The organism is Pseudomonas sp. B14(2017), from assembly GCF_002113255.1.
GTDB lineage: Bacteria > Pseudomonadota > Gammaproteobacteria > Pseudomonadales > Pseudomonadaceae > Aquipseudomonas > Aquipseudomonas putida_Z.
Window position 1 is genome coordinate 18,922 of record NZ_NEJY01000018.1, and the last position, 22,355, is coordinate 41,276.

A 22,355-nucleotide genomic window follows, 5' to 3' on the forward strand; every position below is an offset into this window, starting at 1 on the left:
CTTGTGCATGCCTCGAAGTTGGTGCGGACCATGTGGGAGCTGGCTTGCCGGCGATGAGGCCCAGGCAGGTCAGCGCCTGCCACAGGCCTGATGAGTACCCTGTGGGAGCTGGCTTGCCGGCGATAGGGCCCTGACAGGCAAAGCCCCATCAAAGCCAAATTGCATCCCAGTGCGGATAATCCCTCACCCTCGCGACCAATCCTGCCCGCTTCGGATTCATGACGATGTACCGCGCCATTGCCTGCACATCCTCCTCCCGGCGCAATGCCCGGTCATGAAATCCCTTCTGCCAGAGCTGGCCGCTTCGCCCTTGATACCTGTTGATCATCATGGTGCTGCGAGATTTCACCCTGCGCATCAAGCGCTTCAGGCTGCCCGGTCCAAGCTCGACCAGCCAATGAAAATGATCTGGCATCACCACCCAGGCCAGCGATCTGACGGCACCTTCCTCTTCAGCCTGGCGCAACTCGGCAACCAGCAAGCGGGCCGAGTGAAAGTCAGTGAATATTGGGGCCCGGTCGAGGGTTGTGCTGGTAAGCAGATACAATCGACTGGTTTCCGAAAAACGGCCAAGCCGTAACTGGTCTGAGTGGGGGCGATCCATGTTCCCTGTCTCCTGATGGTTTGCTCCTCAGGCTAGTGGCTATGGATCTGCGAATAACCAATCAATTGGTACCCGGTGTTTCCAGTGACATCGGCGCAACCTTTATCGCCGGCAAGCCAGCTCCCACCTCGACCGCATCTCCCTCAAGCCATGTGCAATACCTGTGGGCAAGCAACACAAGACAGAATCTCCCACAGGTTCAGCGCATCCCACTCTTCATCTGATTTGTAGCAAGATTTTTCATGAAATCCGCCCGGCACCCTTGAGTGAAGCAAAGTGGGAGTGAACAATGTTCTCTTTCGCATTCCCTTCGAGACTGGCCATGAAAACCCGTTCCCGTCTACTTGCCTGGCTGCCGGTTATATTGCTCGGCCCGGTGCTGGCGCTGTGCAGCACCTTGGCGTTGGCCGAAGCCCCCGCCGAGGCCACCAAGGCCCTGCACCTGCTGGACTATATTGGCGCCGACTACCCGCCCACCGTGCAAGGCGGCAAGGTGATCGACGATGGTGAATACCGCGAGCAGCAGGAGTTCAGCGCGGTATTGGCCGACCTGGTCAAAGGCCTGCCTGCGCATGCTGAACAAGCAGCCCTGGAGCAGGGCGTCCAGGCGCTGCGCCAGGCCATCGACCAGCGCCAGGACGGCCCGGCTGTTGCCAGGCAGGCCCGCCAGCTGGGCGCACGCCTGGCGGTGGCCTACGAGGTCAGCCAGGCTCCAGTGATTACCCCGGACCCAGCCCGCGGCGCTTCGCTGTATGCGCAAAACTGCTCGATCTGCCACGGCGACACTGGCGCTGGCGACGGCCCGGCCGGCGTGGGCCTGGAGCCTGCACCCGCCAACCTGCGCGATGTTTCGCGCCTCGACCAGTTGAGCCTGTTCGACCTCTACAACACCCTGGCCCTGGGCATCGATGGCACCGAGATGCCTTCGTTTGCCGACCAGCTGGACGACCGCCAGCGTTGGGATGTGGCTGCCTACATCGCCAGCTTCACCGCCAAGCCAGAAGCCGGAAAAGGCGACAAGACTTGGAACATCGCCGACCTGGCCCGCCAGACCCCGGCCGAAGTCGCCGCCAGCGAAGGTGCCACGGCCGTGGAGGCGTTCCGCGCCCAGCGCGCCCAGCCGCCGCAGGTCAAGCGTGGCCCTGCGCAATTGCTCGAATACACCGCGAGCACCTTGGACAAGAGCCTGGCGGCCTACCGCGCAGGTGATCACGACCAGGCCTATGACCTGTCAGTGGCGGCCTACCTGGAAGGCTTCGAGCTGGTGGAAAGCTCGCTGGACAACATCGACACCCAGGCGCGCAAGGACACCGAAAAATCGCTGATGGCCTACCGTCAGTCGCTGCAGGACGGCTTGCCCGTGGCCCAGGCCGAGCAACGCCTGAGCGAAGCCAAGGCCAAGCTGGAGCAGGCTTCCAAGCTGCTGGGCAGCGATGGCCTGAGCTGGTCGCTGAGCTTTGTATCCGGCTTGCTGATCCTGCTGCGCGAAGGCCTGGAGGCGATTCTGGTGCTGGCGGCGATCCTGGCCTTCCTGCGCAATACCGGCCAGCAGTCGGCGGTGCGCAGCGTCAACATCGGCTGGGGCCTGGCGTTGGTGGCTGGTTTCGCAACCTGGGCGCTGGCAGCCTACGTGATCGACGTCGGTGGCGCCCAGCGCGAACTGCTGGAAGGCTGCACGGCGCTTTTCGCCGCGGTGATGGTGCTGTGGCTTGGCGTGTGGATGCACGACCGCCGCCATGCCGCCGCCTGGCAGGACTACATCAAGAGCAGCCTGGTCAGTGGTGGTGGACGTTTCGGTTTTGCCGTGCTGGCGTTCTTCTCGGTTTACCGCGAACTGTTCGAAGTGATCCTGTTCTACGAAACCCTGTGGCTGCAGGCCGGCCCAGCCGGGCACCAGGCGGTGCTGGCGGGTGGTGCCACGGCGCTGGTGCTGCTGGTGGGGTTGGCCTGGGTGATCCTGCGTGGCTCGGCCAAGCTGCCGCTGTCGCTGTTCTTCAGCATCAACGCCGCGCTGCTATGTGCCTTGTCGGTGGTGTTCGCGGGGCATGGCGTGAAGGCGTTGCAAGAGGCCGGGGTACTTGGAACACGGCCGGTGGCGTTCTTCGAGTTCGACTGGCTGGGGATTCACGCTGACGCCTACTCGCTTTCGGCGCAGGCGCTGGCCTTGCTGGCGATCGTGTTCCTGTACGGGCGCTCGCGCCTGGCGGAAAGGCGCAGGGCAGCGGCCAACTGATTGGGGCCGCGCTGCGACCCATCGCCGGCAAGCCAGCTCCCACCCCGACCGCATCGGCTTCAAGCCATTTGCAGTACCTGTGGGAGCCGGCTTGCCGGCGATGGGCTGCAAGGCAGCCCCTGGCATTATCAGTTCAGGCCGGCTGTGGCGCCTTGAGAATGTTCTGCAGCAACTGGACACTTTCGACAGCGTCATGACCCAGGCTGGTCAGGTAGCCGCCATCAGGTTGATCGGTCAGCCCCTTTTCATGCAGGCGTTGCGCGGCGGCTACCAGGGCGGGGGAAGCGTTCTTGTGAATCTTGATGCCTTCCTGGCTGCTGTCGTGCTTGAACAGCGAAAGGACTTCCAGTTCAGCGATCAGATCGGGGGTAAAAGGCATGGCGACTCCTGACTTCCAGACAAGGATGACGGCACCGTTCTACGGTGCCTGATCTTCGAGTGTAGCCGGGTTATTCGTCCTCGCCTTGATCCATCTCAGGCGGCAGTTCCGGCAGCGCGCGCAGGGCATTCTCGTACCACTCGCGGTCGAACTCGCGGTCTTCCACCAGCATGTTGTCAATTTCGAAGGCCAGTACATGGGCCATCAGGTTGAGAATGTCTTCGCGCTCGTAACCGACCAGGGTCAGTTTGTTGAACGTGGCTTTCGCCGCCGCCGGGTCGCCGCTTTCGATCTGGTTCTCGATGGCCTGGGTCAGCGTTGCCTCGGCGAAGGCTTCGTCGTCGTCATTGTCGATGTCGGTGGGCTCGCTCATGGCGGTACTCCTGTGATGGGATGCACAGTGTGCCACGCCTGTGGCGGCAATGCCCGGGCATTGACGGGGCGCATGACGCTGGTCAGGAGCGGGCGTACGGTCTATAAAAGCCGGGCCAACCCCTTACGGCCTGGAGGCTGTTACCTCATGCTCAAGCTTCATGGATTCTCGGTCAGCAACTACTACAACATGGTCAAGCTGGCCCTGCTGGAAAAAGGCCTGCCCTTCGAGGAAGTCACCTTCTATGGCGGCCAGGCGCCACAGGCGCTGGAAGTGAGCCCGCGAGGCAAGGTGCCGGTGCTGCAGACCGAACACGGCTTCCTCAGCGAAACCAGTGTGATCCTCGACTATATCGAGCAGACCCAGGGCGGCAAGGCGCTGCTGCCGGCTGACCCGTTCGGGCAAGCCAAGGTGCGTGAGCTGCTCAAGGAAATCGAGCTGTACATCGAACTGCCGGCGCGTACCTGCTATGCCGAATCTTTCTTTGGTATGCAGGTCGAGCCGCTGATAAAGGAAAAAGCCCGTGCCGACCTGCTGGCCGGTTTTGCTACGCTCAAGCGCAACGGCCGCTTCGCACCCTATGTGGCGGGTGAGCAACTGACCCTGGCAGACCTGATGTTCTGCTTCTCGGTCGACCTGGCCTGCGCGGTGGGCAAGAAGGTGCTGAACATCGACTTCCTGGCGGACTTCCCGCAGGCCAAGGCGTTGCTGCAGCTGATGGGCGACAACCCGCACATGGCGCGGATCGTGGCGGACAAGGAGGCGGCGATGCCGGCCTTCATGGAGATGATTCGCAGCGGCAAGCGCTAAAAGCTGGGGCTGCTTCGCAGCCCATCGCCGGCAAGCCAGCTCCCACAGTTACAGCCACGCTATACCTGTGGGAGCGGGCGTGCCCGCGAACGAGGGCGAAGCCCTCGCAATGGGCCTTAACGCGAAGCCAGCAGCGCCTTGCCGCGGGCGACGGCCGCACGCACCTGCGCCGGTGCGGTACCGCCAATGTGGTTACGGGCATTCACCGAGCCTTCCAGGGTCAGCACGGCAAACACGTCCTGCTCGATCTGGTCGCTGAACTGGCGCAGTTCGTCCAGGCTCATTTCGGCCAGGTCCTTGCCGGTGTCCACGCCATACTTCACCGCGTGACCCACGATCTCGTGGCAGTCACGGAACGGCAGGCCACGGCGTACCAGGTAGTCGGCCAGGTCGGTGGCGGTGGAGAAACCGCGCAGGGCCGCTTCACGCATGATGGCGTGCTTGGGCTTGATTGCCGGGATCATGTCGGCAAAGGCACGCAGCGAGTCGCGCAGGGTGTCGGCGGCGTCGAACAGCGGCTCCTTGTCTTCCTGGTTGTCCTTGTTGTAGGCCAGCGGCTGGCCTTTCATCAGGGTCAGCAGGCCGGTCAGGGCGCCGAACACACGGCCGCTCTTGCCACGTACCAGTTCCGGCACGTCCGGGTTCTTTTTCTGCGGCATGATGGAGCTGCCGGTGCAGAAGCGGTCTGGCAGGTCGATGAACTGGAACTGCGCGCTGGTCCACAGCACCAGCTCTTCGGAGAAGCGCGACAGGTGCATCATCGCCACGCTGGCGGCGGCGCAGAATTCGATGGCGAAGTCGCGGTCCGACACGCAGTCCAGCGAGTTGCCGGCCACGGCTTCGAAGCCCAGCAGCTTGCAGGTGAGTTCACGGTCGATCGGGTAGGTGGTGCCTGCCAGCGCGGCGCTGCCCAGGGGCATGCGGTTGGCACGCTTGCGGCAGTCGACCAGGCGCTCGTAGTCGCGGCTGAGCATTTCGAACCAGGCCAGCAGGTGGTGGCCGAAGGTGACCGGCTGGGCCGTCTGCAGGTGGGTGAAGCCGGGCATGATGGTCTCGGCTTCACGCTCGGCCTGCTCCAGCAGGCCCTGCTGCAGGCGGGTGATTTCGGCCAGGATCAGGTCGATTTCGTCGCGCAGCCATAGGCGAATGTCGGTGGCCACCTGGTCGTTGCGGCTACGGCCGGTGTGCAGCTTCTTGCCGGTGATGCCGATACGGTCGGTCAGGCGTGCCTCGATGTTCATGTGCACGTCTTCGAGGTCGACACGCCAGTCGAAGGTGCCAGCCTCGATCTCGCCCTGGATGGTCTTCAGGCCATCGATGATGGTGTCGCGCTCGGCATCGCTGAGCACGCCGACCTGCGCCAGCATGGTGGCATGGGCGATCGAACCCATGATGTCGTGGCGGTACAGGCGCTTGTCGAAATCGACCGAGGCGGTGAAACGGGCGACGAAGGCGTCGACGGGCTCACTGAAGCGGCCGCCCCAGGACTGATTGGTCTTGTCGGTGCTCATGGATTCACTCATTGCAGGCGTGAACGAAAAAGTGGCGCCGATGATAGCAGGGTTTAGGCTGGCCGCCGCAGGGCGCTGGTCGAGAGAAATGCGCGGAAAACGATAGAGAAGGATTTGCAGGAATGAACGGCAGTGTTCCACGGACCGTCTACAGTTGGACAGAGGACTGGCAGTGAATCTGCCGGCCGAGTGAATCTTTGGCCATCGCACCGGTCTAGAGCGTGACCTTAGTGTCGCTCGAACCATACCTGTCTACGCTATACCTGTGCGAGACTCATTCAGGAATCCAGCGCAATTATGAATGTCCTGATCGTTGATGACGAACCCCAAGGCCGTGAGCGCCTTAGCCGGCTGCTCGGCGAACTGGAGGGTTACACCGTGCTGGAGCCTAGCGCCACCAACGGCGAGGAGGCCTTGGCGCTGATCGAAAGCCTCAAGCCCGATGTGGTCCTGCTGGACATCGGCATGCCAGGCCTGGACGGCCTGCAGGTTGCTGCTCGCCTGTGCGAGCGCGAGGCGCCGCCGGCGGTGGTGTTTTGCACCGGGGACGATGAATACGGTGCCGAGGCTTTCAAGGACAGTACCCTCAGCCATGTGACCAAACCTTTCCAGGCCCAGGCCTTGCGCGATGCCTTGCGCAAGGCTGAAAAGCCCAACCGCGCCCAATTGGCGGCGCTCACCAGGCCGGCCAATGAAGGCGGAGGCCCGCGTAGCCACATCAGTGCCCGCACGCGCAAAGGCATCGAACTGATCCCTTTGCCCCAGGTGATCTATTTCATTGCCGATCACAAGTACGTGACCTTGCGCCACGAGGCCGGGGAAGTACTGCTCGACGAGCCCCTCAAGGCCCTGGAAGACGAGTTTGGCGAACGTTTCGTGCGTATCCACCGCAATGCGCTGGTCGCCCGTGAGCGGATCGAACGCCTGCAGCGCACGCCGCTGGGGCATTTCCAGCTATACCTGAAAGGCCTGGACGGTGACGCCCTGACCGTCAGCCGGCGCCATGTGGCCGGTGTGCGCAAGATGATGCAAACCCTCTGAGCCTGTACCGGCCCAATCGCCGGCAAGCCAGCTCCCACAGGTATAGCGTCAGCCTTGAGCCTTGCAGGGCTTCTGTGGGAGCTGGCTTGCCGGCGATTGGGCGGTACAGGTAAGCACAGGATCCTGATCCACATCTGCTAGCGATACCGGCGATGCTGTTATCATCGACAGCATTTCTCTGGATCGGGGCGTTCCATGTCCACTCGCGAAATCCGCATTGCCACTCGTAAAAGTGCCTTGGCCCTGTGGCAGGCCGAATACGTCAAAGCCCGCCTCGAGCAGGCCCACCCCGGTCTGCTGGTGACCTTGGTGCCCATGGTCAGCCGTGGCGACAAGCTGCTCGACGCGCCGCTGGCAAAGATTGGTGGCAAGGGCCTGTTCGTCAAGGAACTGGAAACCGCCCTGCTGGACAACGAAGCCGACATCGCCGTGCATTCGATGAAGGACGTGCCCATGGACTTCCCCGAAGGCCTGGGCCTGTATTGCATCTGCGAGCGCGAAGACCCGCGTGATGCCTTTGTTTCCAATACGTTTGACAGCCTTGATGCGCTGCCTGCCGGCAGCATCGTCGGTACCTCCAGCCTGCGTCGCCAGGCCCAGTTGCTGGCGCGTCGCCCGGACCTGCAAATCCGCTTCCTGCGCGGCAACGTCAACACCCGCCTGGCCAAGCTGGATGCCGGTGAGTACGACGCCATCATCCTCGCCGCCGCCGGCTTGATCCGCCTGGGCTTCGAAGACCGCATCACCTCCACCATCAGCGTCGATGACAGCCTGCCGGCTGGCGGCCAGGGCGCGGTGGGCATCGAATGCCGCAGCGCCGACCAGCAAATCCACGCGCTGCTGGCGCCGCTGCACCATGCCGATACCGCCGACCGGGTTGTGGCCGAACGCGCCCTGAACAAACGCCTGAATGGTGGCTGCCAGGTACCGATTGCCTGCTATGCGGTGCTGGAAGGTGACCAGCTGTGGCTGCGTGGCCTGGTCGGCCAGCCCAGCGGCGGTACCCTGCTGGTGGCCGATGCCCGCGCCCCACGTACTGCCGCCGAAACCCTGGGCGTGCAGGTGGCCGAGGACCTGCTGGGGCAGGGCGCCGAGGCCATCCTCAAGGAAGTCTACGGCGAGGCCGGCCACCCGTGAGTTCGTGGCGCCTGTTGCTGACCCGGCCTGCCGAGGACTGTGCGGCACTGGCGCAAAGCCTGGCAGCGGCGGGGATAGCCAGCAGCTGCCTGCCGCTGCTGGCAATCGAGCCCGTCGCTGTGGATAACCAGCAACGCCTGTTGCTGGAAGGCCTGCAGGGCTTCCAGGCGATCATCGTGGTCAGCAAGCCGGCAGCCCGCTTGTTGCTTGAGCAACTGGCCGATGCCGGCCTGCAGCCACCCGTGCAAGGCTGGTTCACTGTGGGCGAGGCAACCGCCGCCGTGCTGCAGGGTGCGGGCCTGGCGGTGAGCTTCCCCCCACGTGGCGATGACAGCGAAGCGTTGCTGGCGCTGCCGGCCCTGCGCCAGGCAGTTGCCGTGCCGGCACCGCGGATCTTGATCGTTCGTGGCGTCGGAGGTCGCGAACTGCTGGCAGAGCGTCTTGCAGAGCAAGGTGCTAGTGTCGATTATCTGGAACTGTATCGTCGCTGCCTGCCGGCTTACCCGGCAGGCACCCTGATGCGCCGCATCGAAGCGGAACGCCTCAATGGCCTGGTGGTCAGCAGTGGGCAGGGTTTTGAACACTTGCAGCAGATGGCCGGCGCCGATTGGCCGCAGCTGGCGCGTCTGCCGCTGTTCGTGCCCAGCCCTCGGGTTGCCGATCAGGCCAGGGCCGCCGGGGCCCAACAGGTTGTGGATTGCCGTGGCGCCAGTGCCACGGCCTTGCTGGCAGCCGTGCAGCGCAGCGCTGCACCTGCCTCTTAAGGCGCTAAGCTGAACGCGATGCGCCCCCATGCAAAGGATGGATACGTGAGCGAGACTGTCTTGTCCAATAACGATCAGCCGTCGGCACAAGCGCCGGCGGAACCCGTCACCACCCCACCTGCCAAGCGCTCCGGCAGTGGCCTGGCAACGCTGGCCCTGCTGTTGGGCGCGGCCGGGGTGGCGGTAGGTGGCTGGGGTGTCTGGCAGGTGCGTCAACTGCAAGGCAGCGAATTCAACCAGGGCCAGCACATCGAGGCGCTGAACCAGCGCGCCGAGGCCCTGCAGCAGCGTGAGCAGCAGATCAGCGCGCAACTGGCCAGCCTGCCAGCGGCCAGCGAGCTGGAAGACCGCCGCCGCCTGGTCGCACAGTTGCAAGGCGACCAGCAACGCCTCAGCCAGCGCCTGGAAACCGTACTGGGCGAAAGCCGCAAGGAATGGCGCCTGGCCGAGGCCGAGCACCTGCTGCGCCTGGCCACCCTGCGCCTGTCGGCGCTGCAGGACATCACCAGTGCCAAGGCTTTGGTCGAGGGGGCGGACGAGATCCTGCGCGAGCAGAGCGATCCGGGTGCATTCGCCGCCCGTGAGCAACTGGCGCGTAGCCTGGCCACGCTCAACAGCACCCAGCAACCGGACCGTACCGGCCTGTTCCTGAAACTGGCCGCTCAGCGTGAGCTGGTGCAGCAACTCAGCGCCCAGTCGCCGGAGTTCGACACCAATGCCGATGCCTTGGGCGCGCTCACCGCCGATGGTGACGGCGCCAGTCGCCTGTCCCAGTGGTGGGCCGAGATCTCCAAGTACTTCCAGATCGACTTCAACGCCGATGACAATGTGCGTCCGCTGCTGGCCGGGCAGCAACTGAACCAGCTGCGCCTGGCCCTGAGCCTGACCATCGAGCAGGCCCAGTGGGCAGCGCTCAATGGCGATAGCAAGGTGTACACCCAGGCGCTGGACGACGCCCGCAGCGTGCTGCTGGCCAACTTCAACGCCGACAACCCGCAAAGCAAGGCCATGCTTGACAGCCTCAACGCCCTTGCCGAACAGCCGGTGTCGGTGGTTACCCCCGACCTCAGCGAAAGCCTGGCCGCAGTGCAGGCCTATATACAGCGCCGCCACCTGCCGGCCGAGGCTGAAGGGGGCAAGCCATGAAGCGTGTCTACCTGCTGGCCGTGCTGGCGATCGTGGTCGCCGCGGCGCTGGGTATTGCGGTCGCCAAGCACAGCGGCTACGTGCTGATCTCCTATGGCAGCTTCCGCTACCAGTCGGGGCTGTGGGCGGCCCTGGCCGGCTTGCTGGTTGTGGTGCTGCTGCTGTGGCTGGTGCGCTACCTGGTCGGCCTGGTGCTGACTTCCAGCGGCGTGGTCAACCCGTGGTCGCGGCGTAATCGCAGCCGGCGCGTTCGTCTGGCCATCGAGCAGGGCCAGCTGGACCTCGCCGAGGGCCGTTGGGCCAGTGCCCAGCGCCATCTGCACCGTGCCGCCGAGGCCGAGCGCCAGCCGTTGCTGTACTACCTCGGTGCCGCGCGTGCCGCCAACGAGCAAGGCCGAACCGAAGACAGCGACAACCTGCTGGAACGTGCCCTGGAGCGCCAGCCGCAAGCGGAACTGGCTATCGCCCTGACCCATGCACAGTTGCAGATGGACCGTGGCGAAAGCGACGGCGCCCTGGAAACCCTGCTGGCCATGCAGGAGCGCCACCCGCACAACGGCCAGGTGCTGCGCCTGCTGCAGCGCCTGCACCTGGAGCGCGGCGACTGGTCGGCACTGATCCGCCTGCTGCCCGACCTGCGCAAGGGCAAGGTGCTGCCGGCCGCCGAGCTGGCAGCCCTGGAACAACGTGCCTGGGGCCAGAACCTGAGCCTGGCCACCACCCGTGGCGAGGACGCGCAAAGTGCCCGTCAGGCCTTGGAGCGCGCCTGGCAGCAACTGACCGCAGCCCAGCGCCAGGAGCCACAGCTGGTGCTGGCCTATGCCGAGCAATTGCGCCAGGTGGGTGCCCAGAGCGAAGCCGAACAAGTGCTGCGCACCGCCCTCAAGCGTGAATACGAAAGCCACCTGGCCCGCCTGTACGGCCTGGTGCGCGGCGATGACCCGGCGCGCCAGCTGCAAACAGCCGAAGGTTGGCTCAAGGCCCACCCGCAAGATGCCAGCCTGCTGCTTACCCTGGGCCGTCTGAGCCTGCAGAACCGCCTGTGGGGCAAGGCGCGCGACTACCTGGAAAGCAGCCTGCGCATGGAGCGCAACCCCGAAGCCTGTGCCGAGCTGGCGCGCCTGCTCGCCGGCCTTGGCGAGACCGAGCGCAGCAACCAGCTGTTCCAGGAGGGCCTCGGCCTGCTGGACGAGCGCCTGCTAGCCCTGCCTTTGCCCGAAGGCGTACGCGCCTGACCTACCCCAGGGCCCGCGCAAAGGTGCGGGCCTTGGGGGCGGGTAACCTTTCTCTCGATGTAAGTTAGATCTGCAATCCATTTCTTCAGACGTTTCCTACTGCATAGTTGGAAATTTCCTTCGCGATTCAGCGACTTGTCGTTGCTGTCGCGCCTTGAAACAAAGCGCGTCTTTCCTCTACCGTTTCAGGCCACTTCATTATTCCGGGACCTTCACCGCCCATGTTGCCGGCCCGTTTGCGCACCTTTTTCCTACCTGCCTGCCTTGCTGCATTGGCGGTACTGGCCGCGTCCTTCCACCTGGAAAGCGTCCTCGGGCTGGTGCCCTGCCCGTTGTGTTTCAGCCAGCGGCTGCTGCTTGGCCTGTACGCGCTGCTGTGCCTGGCGGCAGTGCTGCAGGCACCGGGTACGGCGGGCATTCGCTGCTACGCGCGGGCGACGCTGGGCTGTTCGCTGGCCGGGGCGTTGCTGGCAGCGCGACATGTCTGGTTGCAAGGGGATGACGGGGCCATCCCGGTCTGCCCGGTGCCGCTCGGGCGGCTGTTCGAGCAATCCTGGGGCGAGGCGGCCCGGCAATTGTTGTTCGGCGGCCCGGATTGCAACTCGCTGGCCTGGAGCTTTCTCGACCTGACCCTGCCCGAGTGGAGCCTGCTGGCCTTCCTGCTGCTGGCGGTGCTGCCCTTGAGTTGCCTGCTGGCGTATCGTTTCCGCACCCTGGCGAGAACATGACCTGGCGCAAGGTTGCGCCATTGGCACGACCAATGGCCGTGTAACAGGGTATTAAACACTTGTATGAACTTTGTCCGCTGCGTACCTTGAAGGGCAGCACGCGCGGGAATAATCTCCCAGCACGCATACCGAAAACACAACTGCTCGATGCCGCCTGCTGATGTCACCTTTGTGCTGCACGGTCGTGGTGCGAGGTGCAGCGGCATCTACCCAGAAGGGAAGAGATCGCCATGCTCGATAGTTGTCAGAACGCTCAGGAACGCTGGGGTGGGGTTCACAAACTGATCGACCGCTGGCTGGAGGAGCGCCAGGAACTGGTGCAGGCTTTCCGCGCGCTGCGCGATGCCAAGCCGGCCTTCGCCGACAAGGACACGAACGGGGAGTTTTGCACGCTCCTTGTCGACTACGTTTCGGCGTGGCATTTCGAAGTCTGCGAGCAGCTGGTCAGTGAGGCCAAGGCCTTCGGCGACGAGAAGGCGCTGAAGTTGGCCGAAGATATCAACCCACGGATCAACGACAGTACTCAGATCGCACTGGCCTTCAATGACCATTGCGCCAAGGGTGAATGCAAGGACACCGAACGCTTTGCCGAAAAGCTGGGCAAGCTGGGTGGCCTGCTGCACGAGCGCTTCGAACTGGAAGACTGCCTGATCGAAGTGTTGCACAACGCGCACAAGGAAGAAGGCGCAGTCCAGGCCTGAGGGTTGGCGTCAGTCGCCAACCGCCAGCAGTTCGATCTCGAACACCAGGGGTGTGTAGGGTTCGATCAGGTCGCCTGCGCCCTCGGCGCCATAAGCTTGCGCTGAGGGAATCACCAGGCGCCATTTGGCGCCGGTGTGCATCTTTGGCAAGGCCACCTGCCATCCTTCGATTACCGAGTCCAGGCTGAACCACTGGGGCGTCTGGTTCTGGTCGAACACCGAGCCGTCTGGCAGCCTGCCCACGTAACGCACCTGCACCTTGCCACCGGCTTTGGGCTGCGCGCCCGTACCTGCTTGCAGTTCGCTGTAGAGCACGCCCTCCGGTAGTTCGTGCACGCCATAACGACCACGCTCGTTGGCCATGAAACGTGTTTCGGCAGCTTGAAGTTTCTGCATGGCGGCATCGCCTTCCTGCGCTTCCTGCTGCTGGAGCAAGGCCTGCATGCGTGCGTTGTCGAGTTTAAGCGGTTGCCCCTGGTAGGACTGGCGCAGGCCTTCTACCAGCGCATCCAGTTGCAGGCCCGGCATACCCTGGCGCAGCCGCTCACCCAGGCTGGCGCCGATGCTGTAGGCGAGGTCATGTTCTTCGCTGTCAGCCAGGGCGAGGGGTGCCAGCAGGCATAAACCTAAAACAAGATATCGAGGCATGGTCAGTTCCTGCGCCAATGAGCGGGGAAGTATGCCAGTGTTCGTTATTTGTATTTGCCTTTTTACGCCCGCTGTAGGAGCGGCCTTGTGTCGCGAAAGGGCTGCAAAGCAGCCCCGGCAATATCTGCGGTGGTGCTGAATCCAGGGGCTGCTCCGCAGCCCATCGCGACACAAGGCCGCTCCTACAGGGGGCTGTGCAGTACAGATAATTGCCAAATATCAGCAATGATTTATTCAGCAACTACACTTGCTCGGAGCTGCAAGATAACAACTTTGCCCAGGCATGCAACGCGGCGTAAATAATACTGTCAACATGCCCTAGCGGCGGTAGCAGCAGAAGCATAGTATGAGCCGCAATCTCGTCAGCCAGGAGGTAAACCATGTCGGCTAAAAAGAAGCCAGTAAGCACGCCGTTACACCTGCTCCAGCAACTTTCGGGCAGCTTGCTCGAACACTTGGAAGATGCCTGCTCGCAAGCGCTGGCTGATGCGGAAAAACTGCTGGCCAAGTTGGAAAAGCAGCGTGGCAAGGCCCAGGAAAAACTGCACAACGGTCGCCTGAAACTGCAAGACGCGGCCAAGGCAGGTAAAGCCAAGGCGCAGACCAAGGCGCAAAAAGTCATTGGCGAACTTGAAGAACTGCTCGACTCCCTCAAGGAACGTCAAACCCAGACCCGTTCTTATATCCAGCAACTCAAGCGCGATGCCCAGGACAGCCTCAAGCTGGCCCAAGGTGTAGGCAAGGTTCGCGAAGCTGCAGCCAAGGCGCTTGACCAGCGTGCTGCCAAGACCTCCAAACCAGCAGCCGCCAAACCTGTCAACAAGGCTGCTACGGCCAAACCTGCAGCCAAGCCGGCCGCCAAGGCCACTGCTGCCAAACCTGCGGCCAAGCCAGCCGCCAAGGCCACTGCTGCTGCCAAACCTGCGGCCAAGCCGGCAGCCAAGGCCACTGCTGCTGCCAAACCTGCAGCCAAGCCAGCCGCCAAGGCCACTGCTGCTGCCAAACCTGCAGCCAAGCCAGCCGCCAAGGCCACTGCTGCTGCCAAACCTGCGGCAAAGCCAGCCGCCAAGGCCACTGCTGCTGCCAAACCTGCGGCTAAACCAGCCGCCAAGGCCACTGCTGCTGCCAAACCTGCAGCCAAGCCGGCTGCCAAGGCCACTGCTGCTGCCAAACCGGCAGCCAAGCCAGCAGCCAAAGCCACCGCAGCCGCTAAACCTGCAGCCAAGCCAGCGGCAGCCAAAACGCCAGCCAAAGCCGCTGCTGCCAAGCCGGCCACGAAACCAGCTGCCGCCAAGGCCCCAGCACGTACGGCCGCCAAACCCGCCGCCAAGCCAGCAGCTGCCAAGCCTGTTGCCAGCAAGCCAGCCGAAGCCAAACCGGCTACGCCAGCCGCCAGCACTCCGGCCGTCGCGACCAACTCGGCCACCCCGGCAACTTCGGTAGCGCCATCGGCACCTGCCAGCACCCCGGCTCAGGCACCGTCTTCGGCGTCCTGAAGCGCTGCCGCCGCGACGCGCAACCGAACCAGCGCGTCGTGGTGGCGGGCCTGGGCCGGCGCCAGCCGGTCCAGCCAGTTTTCCATGGGCTCATGGGCGCCCACCGGCCACAGTCGCGAACGCTCCTGCAAGCGTTCCAGCAAGGCTTTCTCGGCCTGTAACTCCAACCCTTTCACCTGCTCACGCAACGCCGCCAGCTGCGCATCACTTTGCGCCGCTGCTCGCCACTGTTGGCGCAAGCTACGTAACGGGTTGACCACTTCGCGCTGCCAGGGCTCGGTAACCTCGCGCAATGCCTGCACGCGTTCGTCCAGCACGGCCACGCCACGCGCCTGCAGCCAGGTTGCGCACAGCAGCAGACAGACATCGCCACCCTGCGCCTGCAGGGCGAGGCAGGCGGCTTCTACGCCGGGCCTGGCGTACAGGGCCAGGGCGTGATTCCACAGGTCGGTGTGCATGGTTCCACTCGCGCTATGGGCCGAGGAAGCTGGTAGACTCCGCGACCATCATGATCAGACTATCCAACCTCACTTTACAGCGTGGTCCGCAGCGCTTGCTAGAAGGCGCCGAGATGACCCTGCACACCGGTCACAAGGCCGGCCTGATCGGCGCCAACGGCGCCGGAAAATCCAGCCTGTTCGCCTTGCTGCGCGGTGAGCTGTCGCCCGATGCCGGCGATTGCCAGCTGCCCGGTGACTGGCGCATCGCCCACATGCGCCAGGAAGTCGATACCCTCGACCGCCTGGCCGTGGACTATGTGCTCGACGGCGACGTGCGCCTGCGCAAGGTCCAGGCCGAACTGGCCGCGGCCGAGCAGGCCCACGACGGTACCGCCCTGGCGCGCCTGCACATTGAGCTGGATAGCGCCGACGGCTATACCGCCGACGCCCGCGCACGCAAGTTGCTGGCCGGCCTTGGTTTCACCAACGAACAGATGGACCGCCGCGTCGGCGACTTCTCCGGTGGCTGGCGGATGCGCCTGAACCTGGCCCAGGCCCTGATGTGCCCGTCCGACCTGCTGCTGCTCGACGAGCCCACCAACCACCTGGACCTGGACGCTATCCTGTGGCTGGAGGACTGGCTCAAGGGCTACCCCGGCACGTTGTTGCTGATCTCCCACGACCGCGACTTCCTCGATGCCGTGGTCGACCATGTGCTGCACGTCGAGCAGCGCAAGCTGAACCTGTACAAAGGCGGCTACACCGCCTTCGAGCGCACCCGGGCCGAGCGCCTGGCGCAACAACAGCAGGCCTACGAGAAACAGCAGGCCCAGCGTGCGCACATGGAAAAGTACATTGCCCGCTTCAAGGCCCAGGCCACCAAGGCCCGCCAGGCACAGAGCCGGATCAAGGCCCTGGAGCGCATGGAGGAGCTATCGGCGGCGCATGTCGATTCGCCGTTCGACTTCGTTTTCCGCGAGTCGCAGAAAATCTCCAGCCCGCTGCTCAGCCTGTCCGAAGGCCGCCTGGGCTACGGTGACAAGGCGATCCTCGACAAGGTCAAGCTGCAGCTCACCCCCGGTGCGCGCATTGGCCTGCTCGGCCCCAACGGCGCAGGCAAGTCGACCCTGATCAAGAACCTCGCAGGCGAACTCGAGCCACTGTCGGGCCGCCTGGTGCGGGGTGAGAACCTGGCCGTGGGCTACTTCGCCCAGCACCAGCTGGATTCGCTGGACGACAAGGCCAGCCCGCTGCTGCACCTGCAGCGCATTGCCCCCGCCGAGCGTGAGCAGACCCTGCGCGACTTCCTGGGTGGCTTCGACTTCCATGGCGATCGCGTCGACGAGCCGGTGGTGAACTTCTCCGGTGGTGAGAAGGCCCGCCTGGCGCTGGCCCTGATCGCCTGGGAGCGACCAAACCTGCTGCTGCTCGACGAACCGACCAACCACCTCGACCTGGAAATGCGCCTGGCGCTGACCATGGCCCTGCAGGAGTTTGCCGGTGCCGTGGTGGTGGTGTCGCACGACCGTCATCTGCTCAAGAGCACTACCGACGACTTCCTGTTGGTGGCTGACGGCAAGGTCGACATCTTCGATGGTGACCTGGACGACTACAGCCGCTGGCTGGTCGAGTACCGCCAGCGCAGCGCGCCGGCCAGTACCGCCCCGGTCAACCCGGACAAGACCGACAAGAAGGCCCAACGCCAGGCTGCCGCAGCCTTGCGCCAGCAACTGGCCCCGCACAAGAAGGCTGCTGACAAGCTGGAAGCCGAGCTCAACCAGGTGCACGCGCAACTGGCCGAGATCGAGACCGCGCTGGGCGATGGTGGCCTATACGACGCGTCGCGCAAGGACGAGTTGCGTGACCTGCTGGCGCGCCAGACCAAGCTGAAGCAGCGCGAAGGCGAACTGGAAGAGGCCTGGATGGAAGCGCTGGAAACCCTCGAAAGCATGCAGGCCGAGCTCGAGGCGCTGTCCTGATGGAGGAACTGCGTTCGCTGCTGCCAGGGCAATGGATGGACACCTTCTGGCTGGGCTTGCAGATCCTGTTGATCCTGGTAGCGGCCTTCGTCCTGCAGCGCATCGTTGCACGCGGGCTGAGCCGCCTGGGCCAGCGTTACCCGTTGCCGCCGGAACTGCTGGTGCCGGTGCGTGGCGGCCTGCGCTGGCTGATCATGGGCAGCGCGTTGCTGTTTGTGCTGGAGCGCCTGGGTGTATCGGCGACTGTGCTGTGGACAGCACTGTCCGGCTTCGTCGCGGTGGCGGCGGTGGCCTTCTTCGCCATGTGGAGCGTGCTTTCCAACCTGCTGTGCGCGGTGCTGATCTTCACCGTCGGGCCGTTTCGTATTGGTGACGTGGTCGAACTGGTCGACACCCTGGACAAGCCGGGCGTCAAGGGCCGGGTGATTGCCATCAACCTGCTGTTCACCACCCTGATGGAAATGCCCGAGGCGGGCGGGGCGCTGGTGCAGGTGCCCAATAGCCAGTTCTTCCAGAAGTCGGTACGGCGCTGGCGCGGGGCTGAGGTGCAGTCCATGCACAAAGAGTCGTCCGCCGAGGTGGATTGATTAATCCTGTACGGCCCGCGAAGAGGCCGGTACAGGCAGAACAAATCCTGCAAAATTTACTGGTTATTTTTTCACCAACACCTTAGCTTAACGTTTTGCAACATATGTTCGAGCGAGGTGTGTGATGTCGATGGAAGTGTGGTTGGGCTTCTTTGCCGCCTGTTGGGTGATCAGTCTTTCACCCGGTGCCGGGGCGATTGCCTCGATGTCCAGCGGCCTGCAATACGGCTTCTGGCGTGGTTACTGGAACGCCCTGGGCCTGCAACTGGGCCTGATCGTGCAGATCGCCATCATCGCCGCCGGCGTCGGCGCCATCCTGGCCGCCTCGGCCACGGCCTTCCAGATCATCAAATGGTTCGGCGTCGCCTACCTTGTCTACCTGGCCTACAAGCAATGGCGAGCCTTGCCGATGGACATGAGCGATGAATCCGCCGTGCGCCCTATCGGTAAACCGCTGAGCCTGGTGTTCCGTGGCTTCCTGGTCAACGTCAGCAACCCCAAGGCACTGGTGTTCATGCTGGCGGTGCTGCCGCAGTTCATCAACCCGCATGAGCCGCTGTTGCCGCAGTATGTGGCGATCACGGTGACCATGGTCACCGTGGATATGCTGGTGATGGCGGGGTACACCGGGTTGGCTGCGCGGGTTTTGCGCTTGCTGCGTACGCCCAAGCAGCAGAAGCGTTTGAACCGGACGTTCGCCGGGTTGTTCATTGGCGCGGCCACCTTCCTGGCGACTTTGCGTCGCGCGCCAGTCTGACAGACCGTATGTAGGCCATTCGCGGGCTTGCCCGCTCCCACAGGTATTACTGCAGCCCTGAGGGCAGCGCAGTACCGGTGGGAGCGGGCAAGCCCGCGAATGGGCCACCTCTATTTCTGCTTGTCCACCAACCCCTTGAGCAAATCCACCGGCAGCGGAAAGACGATGGTCGAGCTCTTGTCCCCCGCAATCGTCCCCAGCGTCTGCATGTAACGCAACTGCATCGCCCCAGGCTCCTTGCTCAGCATCTGCGCCGCCTGCATCAATTTCTCCGACGCCTGCAACTCACCCTCGGCATGGATCACCTTGGCCCGTCGTTCACGCTCGGCCTCGGCCTGGCGGGCAATGGCACGCACCATCGATTCGTTGAGGTCGACGTGCTTGATCTCGACGTTGGCCACCTTGATGCCCCAGGCATCGGTCTGTGCATCCAGCACCTGGCGAATGTCCGAGTTCAGCTGCTCGCGTTCGGCCAACAGTTCATCCAGTTCGTGCTTGCCGAGCACCGCGCGCAGCGTGGTCTGGGCCAGCTGGCTGGTCGCCACGAGGAAATCCTCGACCTGGATGATCGCCTTCTGCGGGTCGAGCACGCGGAAGTAGACCACGGCGTTGACCTTGACCGAGACGTTGTCGCGGGTGATCACATCTTGCGGTGGTACATCCAGCACCACGGTGCGCAGGTCGACCCGCACCATTTGCTGGATCACCGGGATCAGCAGGATCAGCCCCGGCCCCTTCACCTGCCAGAAGCGCCCCAGCTGGAACACCACGCCGCGCTCGTACTCGCGCAGGATGCGGAATGCCGACAGCAACAGCATCGCCAGCACGATCAGCACCGCGCCGAAGCCCAATTGCATGAACATGGTCATTCTCCTTGCGCCGCGGGCGCGGCGGCGCTCACTTCCAGCATGACGCCATGGCGCGCGGTCACCCGCACGTTCTGGCCCGCTTGCAGTGGCGTTGCACACTGCGCGTGCCATTGCTCGCCCTGGGCCAGCACGAAGCCACAGAACGGGTTGCCTGCCATCACCTGGGTGACGGTGGCCAGGCTGCCGACCAGGCCGGCGTCACCGCTGACCAGCGCCCGTCGGCGGGCCTTGAGCGCCATGCCCAGCACACCGCCGATCAGCAGCGCCGAGAGCCCCGCCAGGGTGCCGATCAGGGCCAGCGGGATACCGAAACCAGGGGCATCGGTGTCGATCAGGATCAGCGCGCCGACCACGAAGGCGACGATGCCGCCAAAGCCGACCACGCCGAAACTGGGCAGGAAGGCTTCGGCGATCATGAAGGCGATACCGAGCAATATCAGCGCCACCCCGGCGAAGCTCACGGGCAACAGCTGCAGGGCATACAGCGCCAGCAGCAGGCAGATGCCGCCGACCACGCCGCCTACCGTCGAGCCGGGGTTCATGAACTCGAACAGCAGGCCGTACACACCGATCATGATCAGGATCAGCGCCACGCTGGGGTTGGTGATGACTGCGAGCACCCGTGTGCGCCAGTCCGGCAGGTGCTCGACCTGGCTGGCGCCGGCAGTCTGCAGTTGCTGGGGCTGGCCAGCGACAGTGAGCGTTTTGCCATCGAGCTTGCGCAGCAGGTCGGGCAGGTCATCGGCCACCAGGTCGATCACGTCGAGCCGCAAGGCCTCGCTGGCGGACAGGCTGACCGCCTCGCGCACAGCCTTCTCCGCCCAGTCGGCATTGCGCCCGCGCAGCTGCGCCAGGCCACGAATGTAGGCTGCCGCATCGTTGACCTGCTTGCGCGCGAGGGTTTCGTCATCGCTGCCTTTGGCCTTGTCGTCCTTGGGCGTGCCTGGCGGGGCGCCTATCTGCACGGGGGTTGCGGCGCCCAGGTTGGTACCGGGCGCCATGGCCGCGACATGGCTGGCATAGAGGATATAAGTGCCAGCGCTGGCGGCGCGGGCACCACTGGGGGCGACGAAGGTTGCGACCGGCACGGGGCTGGCGAGAATCGCCTTGATCATCTGGCGCATGGCGCTGTCGAGCCCGCCCGGGGTGTCCATGCGGATAACCACCAGTTGCGCACCCTGCGCCTTGGCCTGGTCGAGGCTGCGCACCAGGTAGTCGGCGCTGGCCGGGCCGATGGCGTCATCGATGCCCAGCACCCAGACTGCACCGGGCGCTGCCAAGCTGCCTGGCGTGATACCAAGCAGCAACAGCAGCAACAGCCAGCGCCAGCAGCGGGTGATCACCTGTCGTCACCTCGTTTGCCTCTATTGCACAAGTTTAGCCCTGCCTGCTGGTACCCGACCTAAAATTGGAAATTGGGGGGCGAAACCGGAGGTGCATCATGCGTATGGCAAAGACCCTGCAGGATCGCCTGGACAAGGCCAACTGCGATTACGACATCATTCCCCATCCACATTCGGCCACCAGCCTGGAGTCGGCCCGTACGGCCGGCGTGCCCGCCGAGCGGGTCGCCAAGTCGGTGATGCTCGATGACCGTCATGGCAACTACATCATGGCCGTGCTACCGGCCAACCGGCATCTGGACATGACCAAGGTGCGCATGTCCGGGGCCTGGCAACTGACCCGTGAAAGCGGCCTGCCGAGCCTGTTCGGCGACTGCGAGCGCGGTGCCGTACCGGCGCTTGGCGATGCCTACCAGATAAAGATGCTGCTTGATTCGAGTCTTACCCGCCAAGGCGATGTCTATCTGGAGGCGGGTGATCACGATCACCTGATCCACATGAGCATGGAGCAATATCTGAAGCTGGTGCCGCGCGCCGAAGTGCGTGAGCTCAGCTGATGCTCTCAACCCATGCCGGGCCGGCATCGTCGACGACCGGTCTGGCGACGAGGAGGAACCATGGATAAGCCGATTCATCCTTTGTCCGAGATTTTCAAACAGCTGGGGCTGTCTGACGATCCGGTCGATATCGACCGTTTCATCACCACCCATTCGCCGCTCGACGACGATATAAAGCTGGTTGACGCGCCTTTCTGGAACGATTCACAGCGCGATTTCCTGAAAGAGAAGTACATCGCTGATGACGACTGGATTCCGATGATCGACCAACTGAACGAGGCGCTGCATCCAAGCAAAAAATAAAGCGCCGAGTGGTGCCTGACGAGTGATTGGCCGTTGCTATGCTCAGGAAAACAACAAGGGGATAGCGCGATGAAAGATCCCTACGCACCGGGCTTCTGGTGCTCCGTGACGATCCTGGGCACATTGACGGCCAGTTATTTCTACGGCATACGGCAAACGCAACAGATGAACCAGGCAGTGCACTTTCTGTATGCCGCTGCCGCCGTCACCGTGGCGGTTGCACTGGTGGCGCTGACCTGGATCGCCTGGCAGCAATTGCACCTGAACAAGCGCGAGGTGGTGCAGGGGCGAACGTTGCTGACCATCTGGAACACCAAGGTTGCGCTGCGCCGCGTCGAGACGGTGTTCGACCGCTACTTCTGGGGCAGCTACTGGCATTCGGGGCGCACCTTCGAAGAGGTCATGGGCGAGCTCAAGGGCACGCCGCTGGAGCAGAGCCTGGATGCTCTGAAACGCCAGTGCCGCTTGCTCGACCGCGAAATTCATGACCACCATCACCACTGGCTGGCCAATGCCCGCGACCTGTCCAGCGTGGCCCAGGCCATGGCCCGTGAACGCTACCAGCTGGATGTGGGCGAGCCGACCCGCAGCGGCCATGGCAACACCGCCGTGCTCAACCGGGACCTGGAAGTGCTGGTGTACACCTGGTCGGCGCGCCTGCGCAGCTTCGACCATCAGCTGGACGAACTGGAGCGCGCCTACCATTGAGGCGCT

Annotated in this window: 24 protein-coding genes; 16 read left to right on the top strand and 8 right to left on the bottom strand. The window is 63.9% G+C overall.

Going from position 1 to position 22,355, the window contains the following annotated elements; translation table 11 throughout:
• Positions 1–148: 148 nt before the first annotated feature.
• Positions 149–604, bottom strand: a complete 456-nt coding sequence (locus CAG34_RS18860) for a transposase (protein WP_085591759.1) — start codon at positions 602–604, stop codon at positions 149–151.
• 289 nt (positions 605–893) lie between these two features.
• On the opposite strand from CAG34_RS18860, the gene CAG34_RS18865 reads away from it, so the two are divergent.
• Complete coding sequence (locus CAG34_RS18865) at positions 894–2,837, top strand: FTR1 family protein (RefSeq protein WP_085591761.1); 1,944 nt, start codon at positions 894–896, stop codon at positions 2,835–2,837.
• Positions 2,838–2,970: 133 nt separating this feature from the next.
• On the opposite strand, the gene CAG34_RS18870 is transcribed toward CAG34_RS18865, so the two are convergent.
• The gene (locus CAG34_RS18870; RefSeq protein ID WP_015268535.1) at positions 2,971–3,216 is read right to left on the bottom strand and encodes a TIGR02647 family protein; all 246 of its coding nucleotides are present in this window, start codon (positions 3,214–3,216) and stop codon (positions 2,971–2,973) included.
• A 70-nt stretch (positions 3,217–3,286) separates the two neighbouring features.
• Positions 3,287–3,589 (bottom strand): hypothetical protein, encoded by a 303-nt coding sequence (locus CAG34_RS18875; RefSeq protein ID WP_085591763.1) that lies wholly within the window; start codon positions 3,587–3,589, stop codon positions 3,287–3,289.
• A gap of 147 nt (positions 3,590–3,736) precedes the next feature.
• On the opposite strand from CAG34_RS18875, the gene CAG34_RS18880 reads away from it, so the two are divergent.
• Positions 3,737–4,399, top strand: a complete 663-nt coding sequence (locus tag CAG34_RS18880) for a glutathione S-transferase (RefSeq protein WP_025337273.1) — start codon at positions 3,737–3,739, stop codon at positions 4,397–4,399.
• Positions 4,400–4,515: 116 nt separating this feature from the next.
• Here CAG34_RS18880 and argH read toward each other — a convergent pair whose 3' ends face one another.
• Positions 4,516–5,910: an argininosuccinate lyase gene (argH, locus tag CAG34_RS18885; RefSeq protein WP_085591765.1), complete on the bottom strand. Its 1,395-nt coding sequence runs from the start codon at positions 5,908–5,910 to the stop codon at positions 4,516–4,518.
• Positions 5,911–6,207: 297 nt separating this feature from the next.
• Here argH and CAG34_RS18890 point away from each other — a divergent pair, with 297 nt between their 5' ends.
• From CAG34_RS18890 to rsd, 7 genes are all read left to right on the top strand, one after another.
• On the top strand, positions 6,208–6,951 hold the full coding sequence (locus tag CAG34_RS18890; protein ID WP_015268539.1) for a LytTR family DNA-binding domain-containing protein: 744 nt from the start codon (positions 6,208–6,210) through the stop codon (positions 6,949–6,951).
• A gap of 195 nt (positions 6,952–7,146) precedes the next feature.
• Complete coding sequence (gene hemC, locus CAG34_RS18895; protein WP_025337275.1) at positions 7,147–8,088, top strand: hydroxymethylbilane synthase; 942 nt, start codon at positions 7,147–7,149, stop codon at positions 8,086–8,088.
• Entirely contained in the window at positions 8,085–8,852 is a 768-nt protein-coding gene (locus CAG34_RS18900; RefSeq protein ID WP_085591767.1) for a uroporphyrinogen-III synthase, read from the top strand. Before hemC ends, CAG34_RS18900 begins: the two co-directional genes overlap by 4 nt.
• 45 nt (positions 8,853–8,897) lie before the next feature.
• Positions 8,898–9,998: a uroporphyrinogen-III C-methyltransferase gene (locus CAG34_RS18905; protein ID WP_084785108.1), complete on the top strand. Its 1,101-nt coding sequence runs from the start codon at positions 8,898–8,900 to the stop codon at positions 9,996–9,998.
• Positions 9,995–11,233: a heme biosynthesis protein HemY gene (locus CAG34_RS18910; protein ID WP_015268543.1), complete on the top strand. Its 1,239-nt coding sequence runs from the start codon at positions 9,995–9,997 to the stop codon at positions 11,231–11,233. The genes CAG34_RS18905 and CAG34_RS18910 overlap by 4 nt, the downstream gene beginning before the upstream one ends.
• A gap of 221 nt (positions 11,234–11,454) precedes the next feature.
• Complete coding sequence (locus CAG34_RS18915; RefSeq protein ID WP_085591769.1) at positions 11,455–11,961, top strand: disulfide bond formation protein B; 507 nt, start codon at positions 11,455–11,457, stop codon at positions 11,959–11,961.
• A gap of 230 nt (positions 11,962–12,191) precedes the next feature.
• Positions 12,192–12,662 carry a sigma D regulator gene (gene rsd, locus CAG34_RS18920; RefSeq protein WP_085591771.1) on the top strand — a complete coding sequence of 157 codons (471 nt, stop codon included), beginning with the start codon at positions 12,192–12,194 and terminating at the stop codon, positions 12,660–12,662.
• A 9-nt stretch (positions 12,663–12,671) separates the two neighbouring features.
• Here the strand turns inward: rsd and CAG34_RS18925 are convergent, their stop codons facing one another.
• Complete coding sequence (locus CAG34_RS18925) at positions 12,672–13,310, bottom strand: FKBP-type peptidyl-prolyl cis-trans isomerase (RefSeq protein ID WP_085591773.1); 639 nt, start codon at positions 13,308–13,310, stop codon at positions 12,672–12,674.
• Between the two features lie 380 nt (positions 13,311–13,690).
• Here CAG34_RS18925 and CAG34_RS18930 point away from each other — a divergent pair, with 380 nt between their 5' ends.
• Positions 13,691–14,806 carry an AlgP family protein gene (locus CAG34_RS18930; protein ID WP_085591775.1) on the top strand — a complete coding sequence of 372 codons (1,116 nt, stop codon included), beginning with the start codon at positions 13,691–13,693 and terminating at the stop codon, positions 14,804–14,806.
• Here the strand turns inward: CAG34_RS18930 and CAG34_RS18935 are convergent.
• On the bottom strand, positions 14,782–15,264 hold the full coding sequence (locus CAG34_RS18935; RefSeq protein WP_085591777.1) for a TIGR02444 family protein: 483 nt from the start codon (positions 15,262–15,264) through the stop codon (positions 14,782–14,784). The two genes, CAG34_RS18930 and CAG34_RS18935, sit on opposite strands and share 25 nt — an antisense overlap.
• A gap of 50 nt (positions 15,265–15,314) precedes the next feature.
• Between CAG34_RS18935 and abc-f the strand changes: the two genes are divergently transcribed.
• From abc-f to CAG34_RS18950, 3 genes are all read left to right on the top strand, one after another.
• Complete coding sequence (abc-f, locus tag CAG34_RS18940; protein WP_025337284.1) at positions 15,315–17,225, top strand: ribosomal protection-like ABC-F family protein; 1,911 nt, start codon at positions 15,315–15,317, stop codon at positions 17,223–17,225.
• A complete protein-coding gene (locus CAG34_RS18945) occupies positions 17,225–17,812 on the top strand; it encodes a mechanosensitive ion channel family protein (RefSeq protein ID WP_085591779.1) in 588 nt (195 codons plus the stop codon). Before abc-f ends, CAG34_RS18945 begins: the two co-directional genes overlap by 1 nt.
• Positions 17,813–17,936: 124 nt before the next feature.
• On the top strand, positions 17,937–18,569 hold the full coding sequence (locus CAG34_RS18950; protein ID WP_046616418.1) for a LysE family transporter: 633 nt from the start codon (positions 17,937–17,939) through the stop codon (positions 18,567–18,569).
• A gap of 110 nt (positions 18,570–18,679) precedes the next feature.
• Here the strand turns inward: CAG34_RS18950 and CAG34_RS18955 are convergent, their stop codons facing one another.
• Positions 18,680–19,432: a slipin family protein gene (locus CAG34_RS18955; protein WP_025337287.1), complete on the bottom strand. Its 753-nt coding sequence runs from the start codon at positions 19,430–19,432 to the stop codon at positions 18,680–18,682.
• Between the two features lie 2 nt (positions 19,433–19,434).
• The gene (locus tag CAG34_RS18960) at positions 19,435–20,781 is read right to left on the bottom strand and encodes a nodulation protein NfeD (RefSeq protein ID WP_085591781.1); all 1,347 of its coding nucleotides are present in this window, start codon (positions 20,779–20,781) and stop codon (positions 19,435–19,437) included.
• Between the two features lie 98 nt (positions 20,782–20,879).
• On the opposite strand from CAG34_RS18960, the gene CAG34_RS18965 reads away from it, so the two are divergent.
• From CAG34_RS18965 to CAG34_RS18975, 3 genes are all read left to right on the top strand, one after another.
• Positions 20,880–21,338, top strand: coding sequence for an aminoacyl-tRNA deacylase (locus tag CAG34_RS18965; RefSeq protein WP_003260230.1), 459 nt, complete (start codon positions 20,880–20,882; stop codon positions 21,336–21,338).
• 60 nt (positions 21,339–21,398) lie between these two features.
• Positions 21,399–21,641 carry a DUF2789 domain-containing protein gene (locus CAG34_RS18970; RefSeq protein WP_085591784.1) on the top strand — a complete coding sequence of 81 codons (243 nt, stop codon included), beginning with the start codon at positions 21,399–21,401 and terminating at the stop codon, positions 21,639–21,641.
• Positions 21,642–21,710: 69 nt separating this feature from the next.
• Entirely contained in the window at positions 21,711–22,349 is a 639-nt protein-coding gene (locus CAG34_RS18975; protein ID WP_085591786.1) for an NADH:ubiquinone oxidoreductase subunit N, read from the top strand.
• The last annotated feature ends 6 nt before the right edge of the window (positions 22,350–22,355 follow it).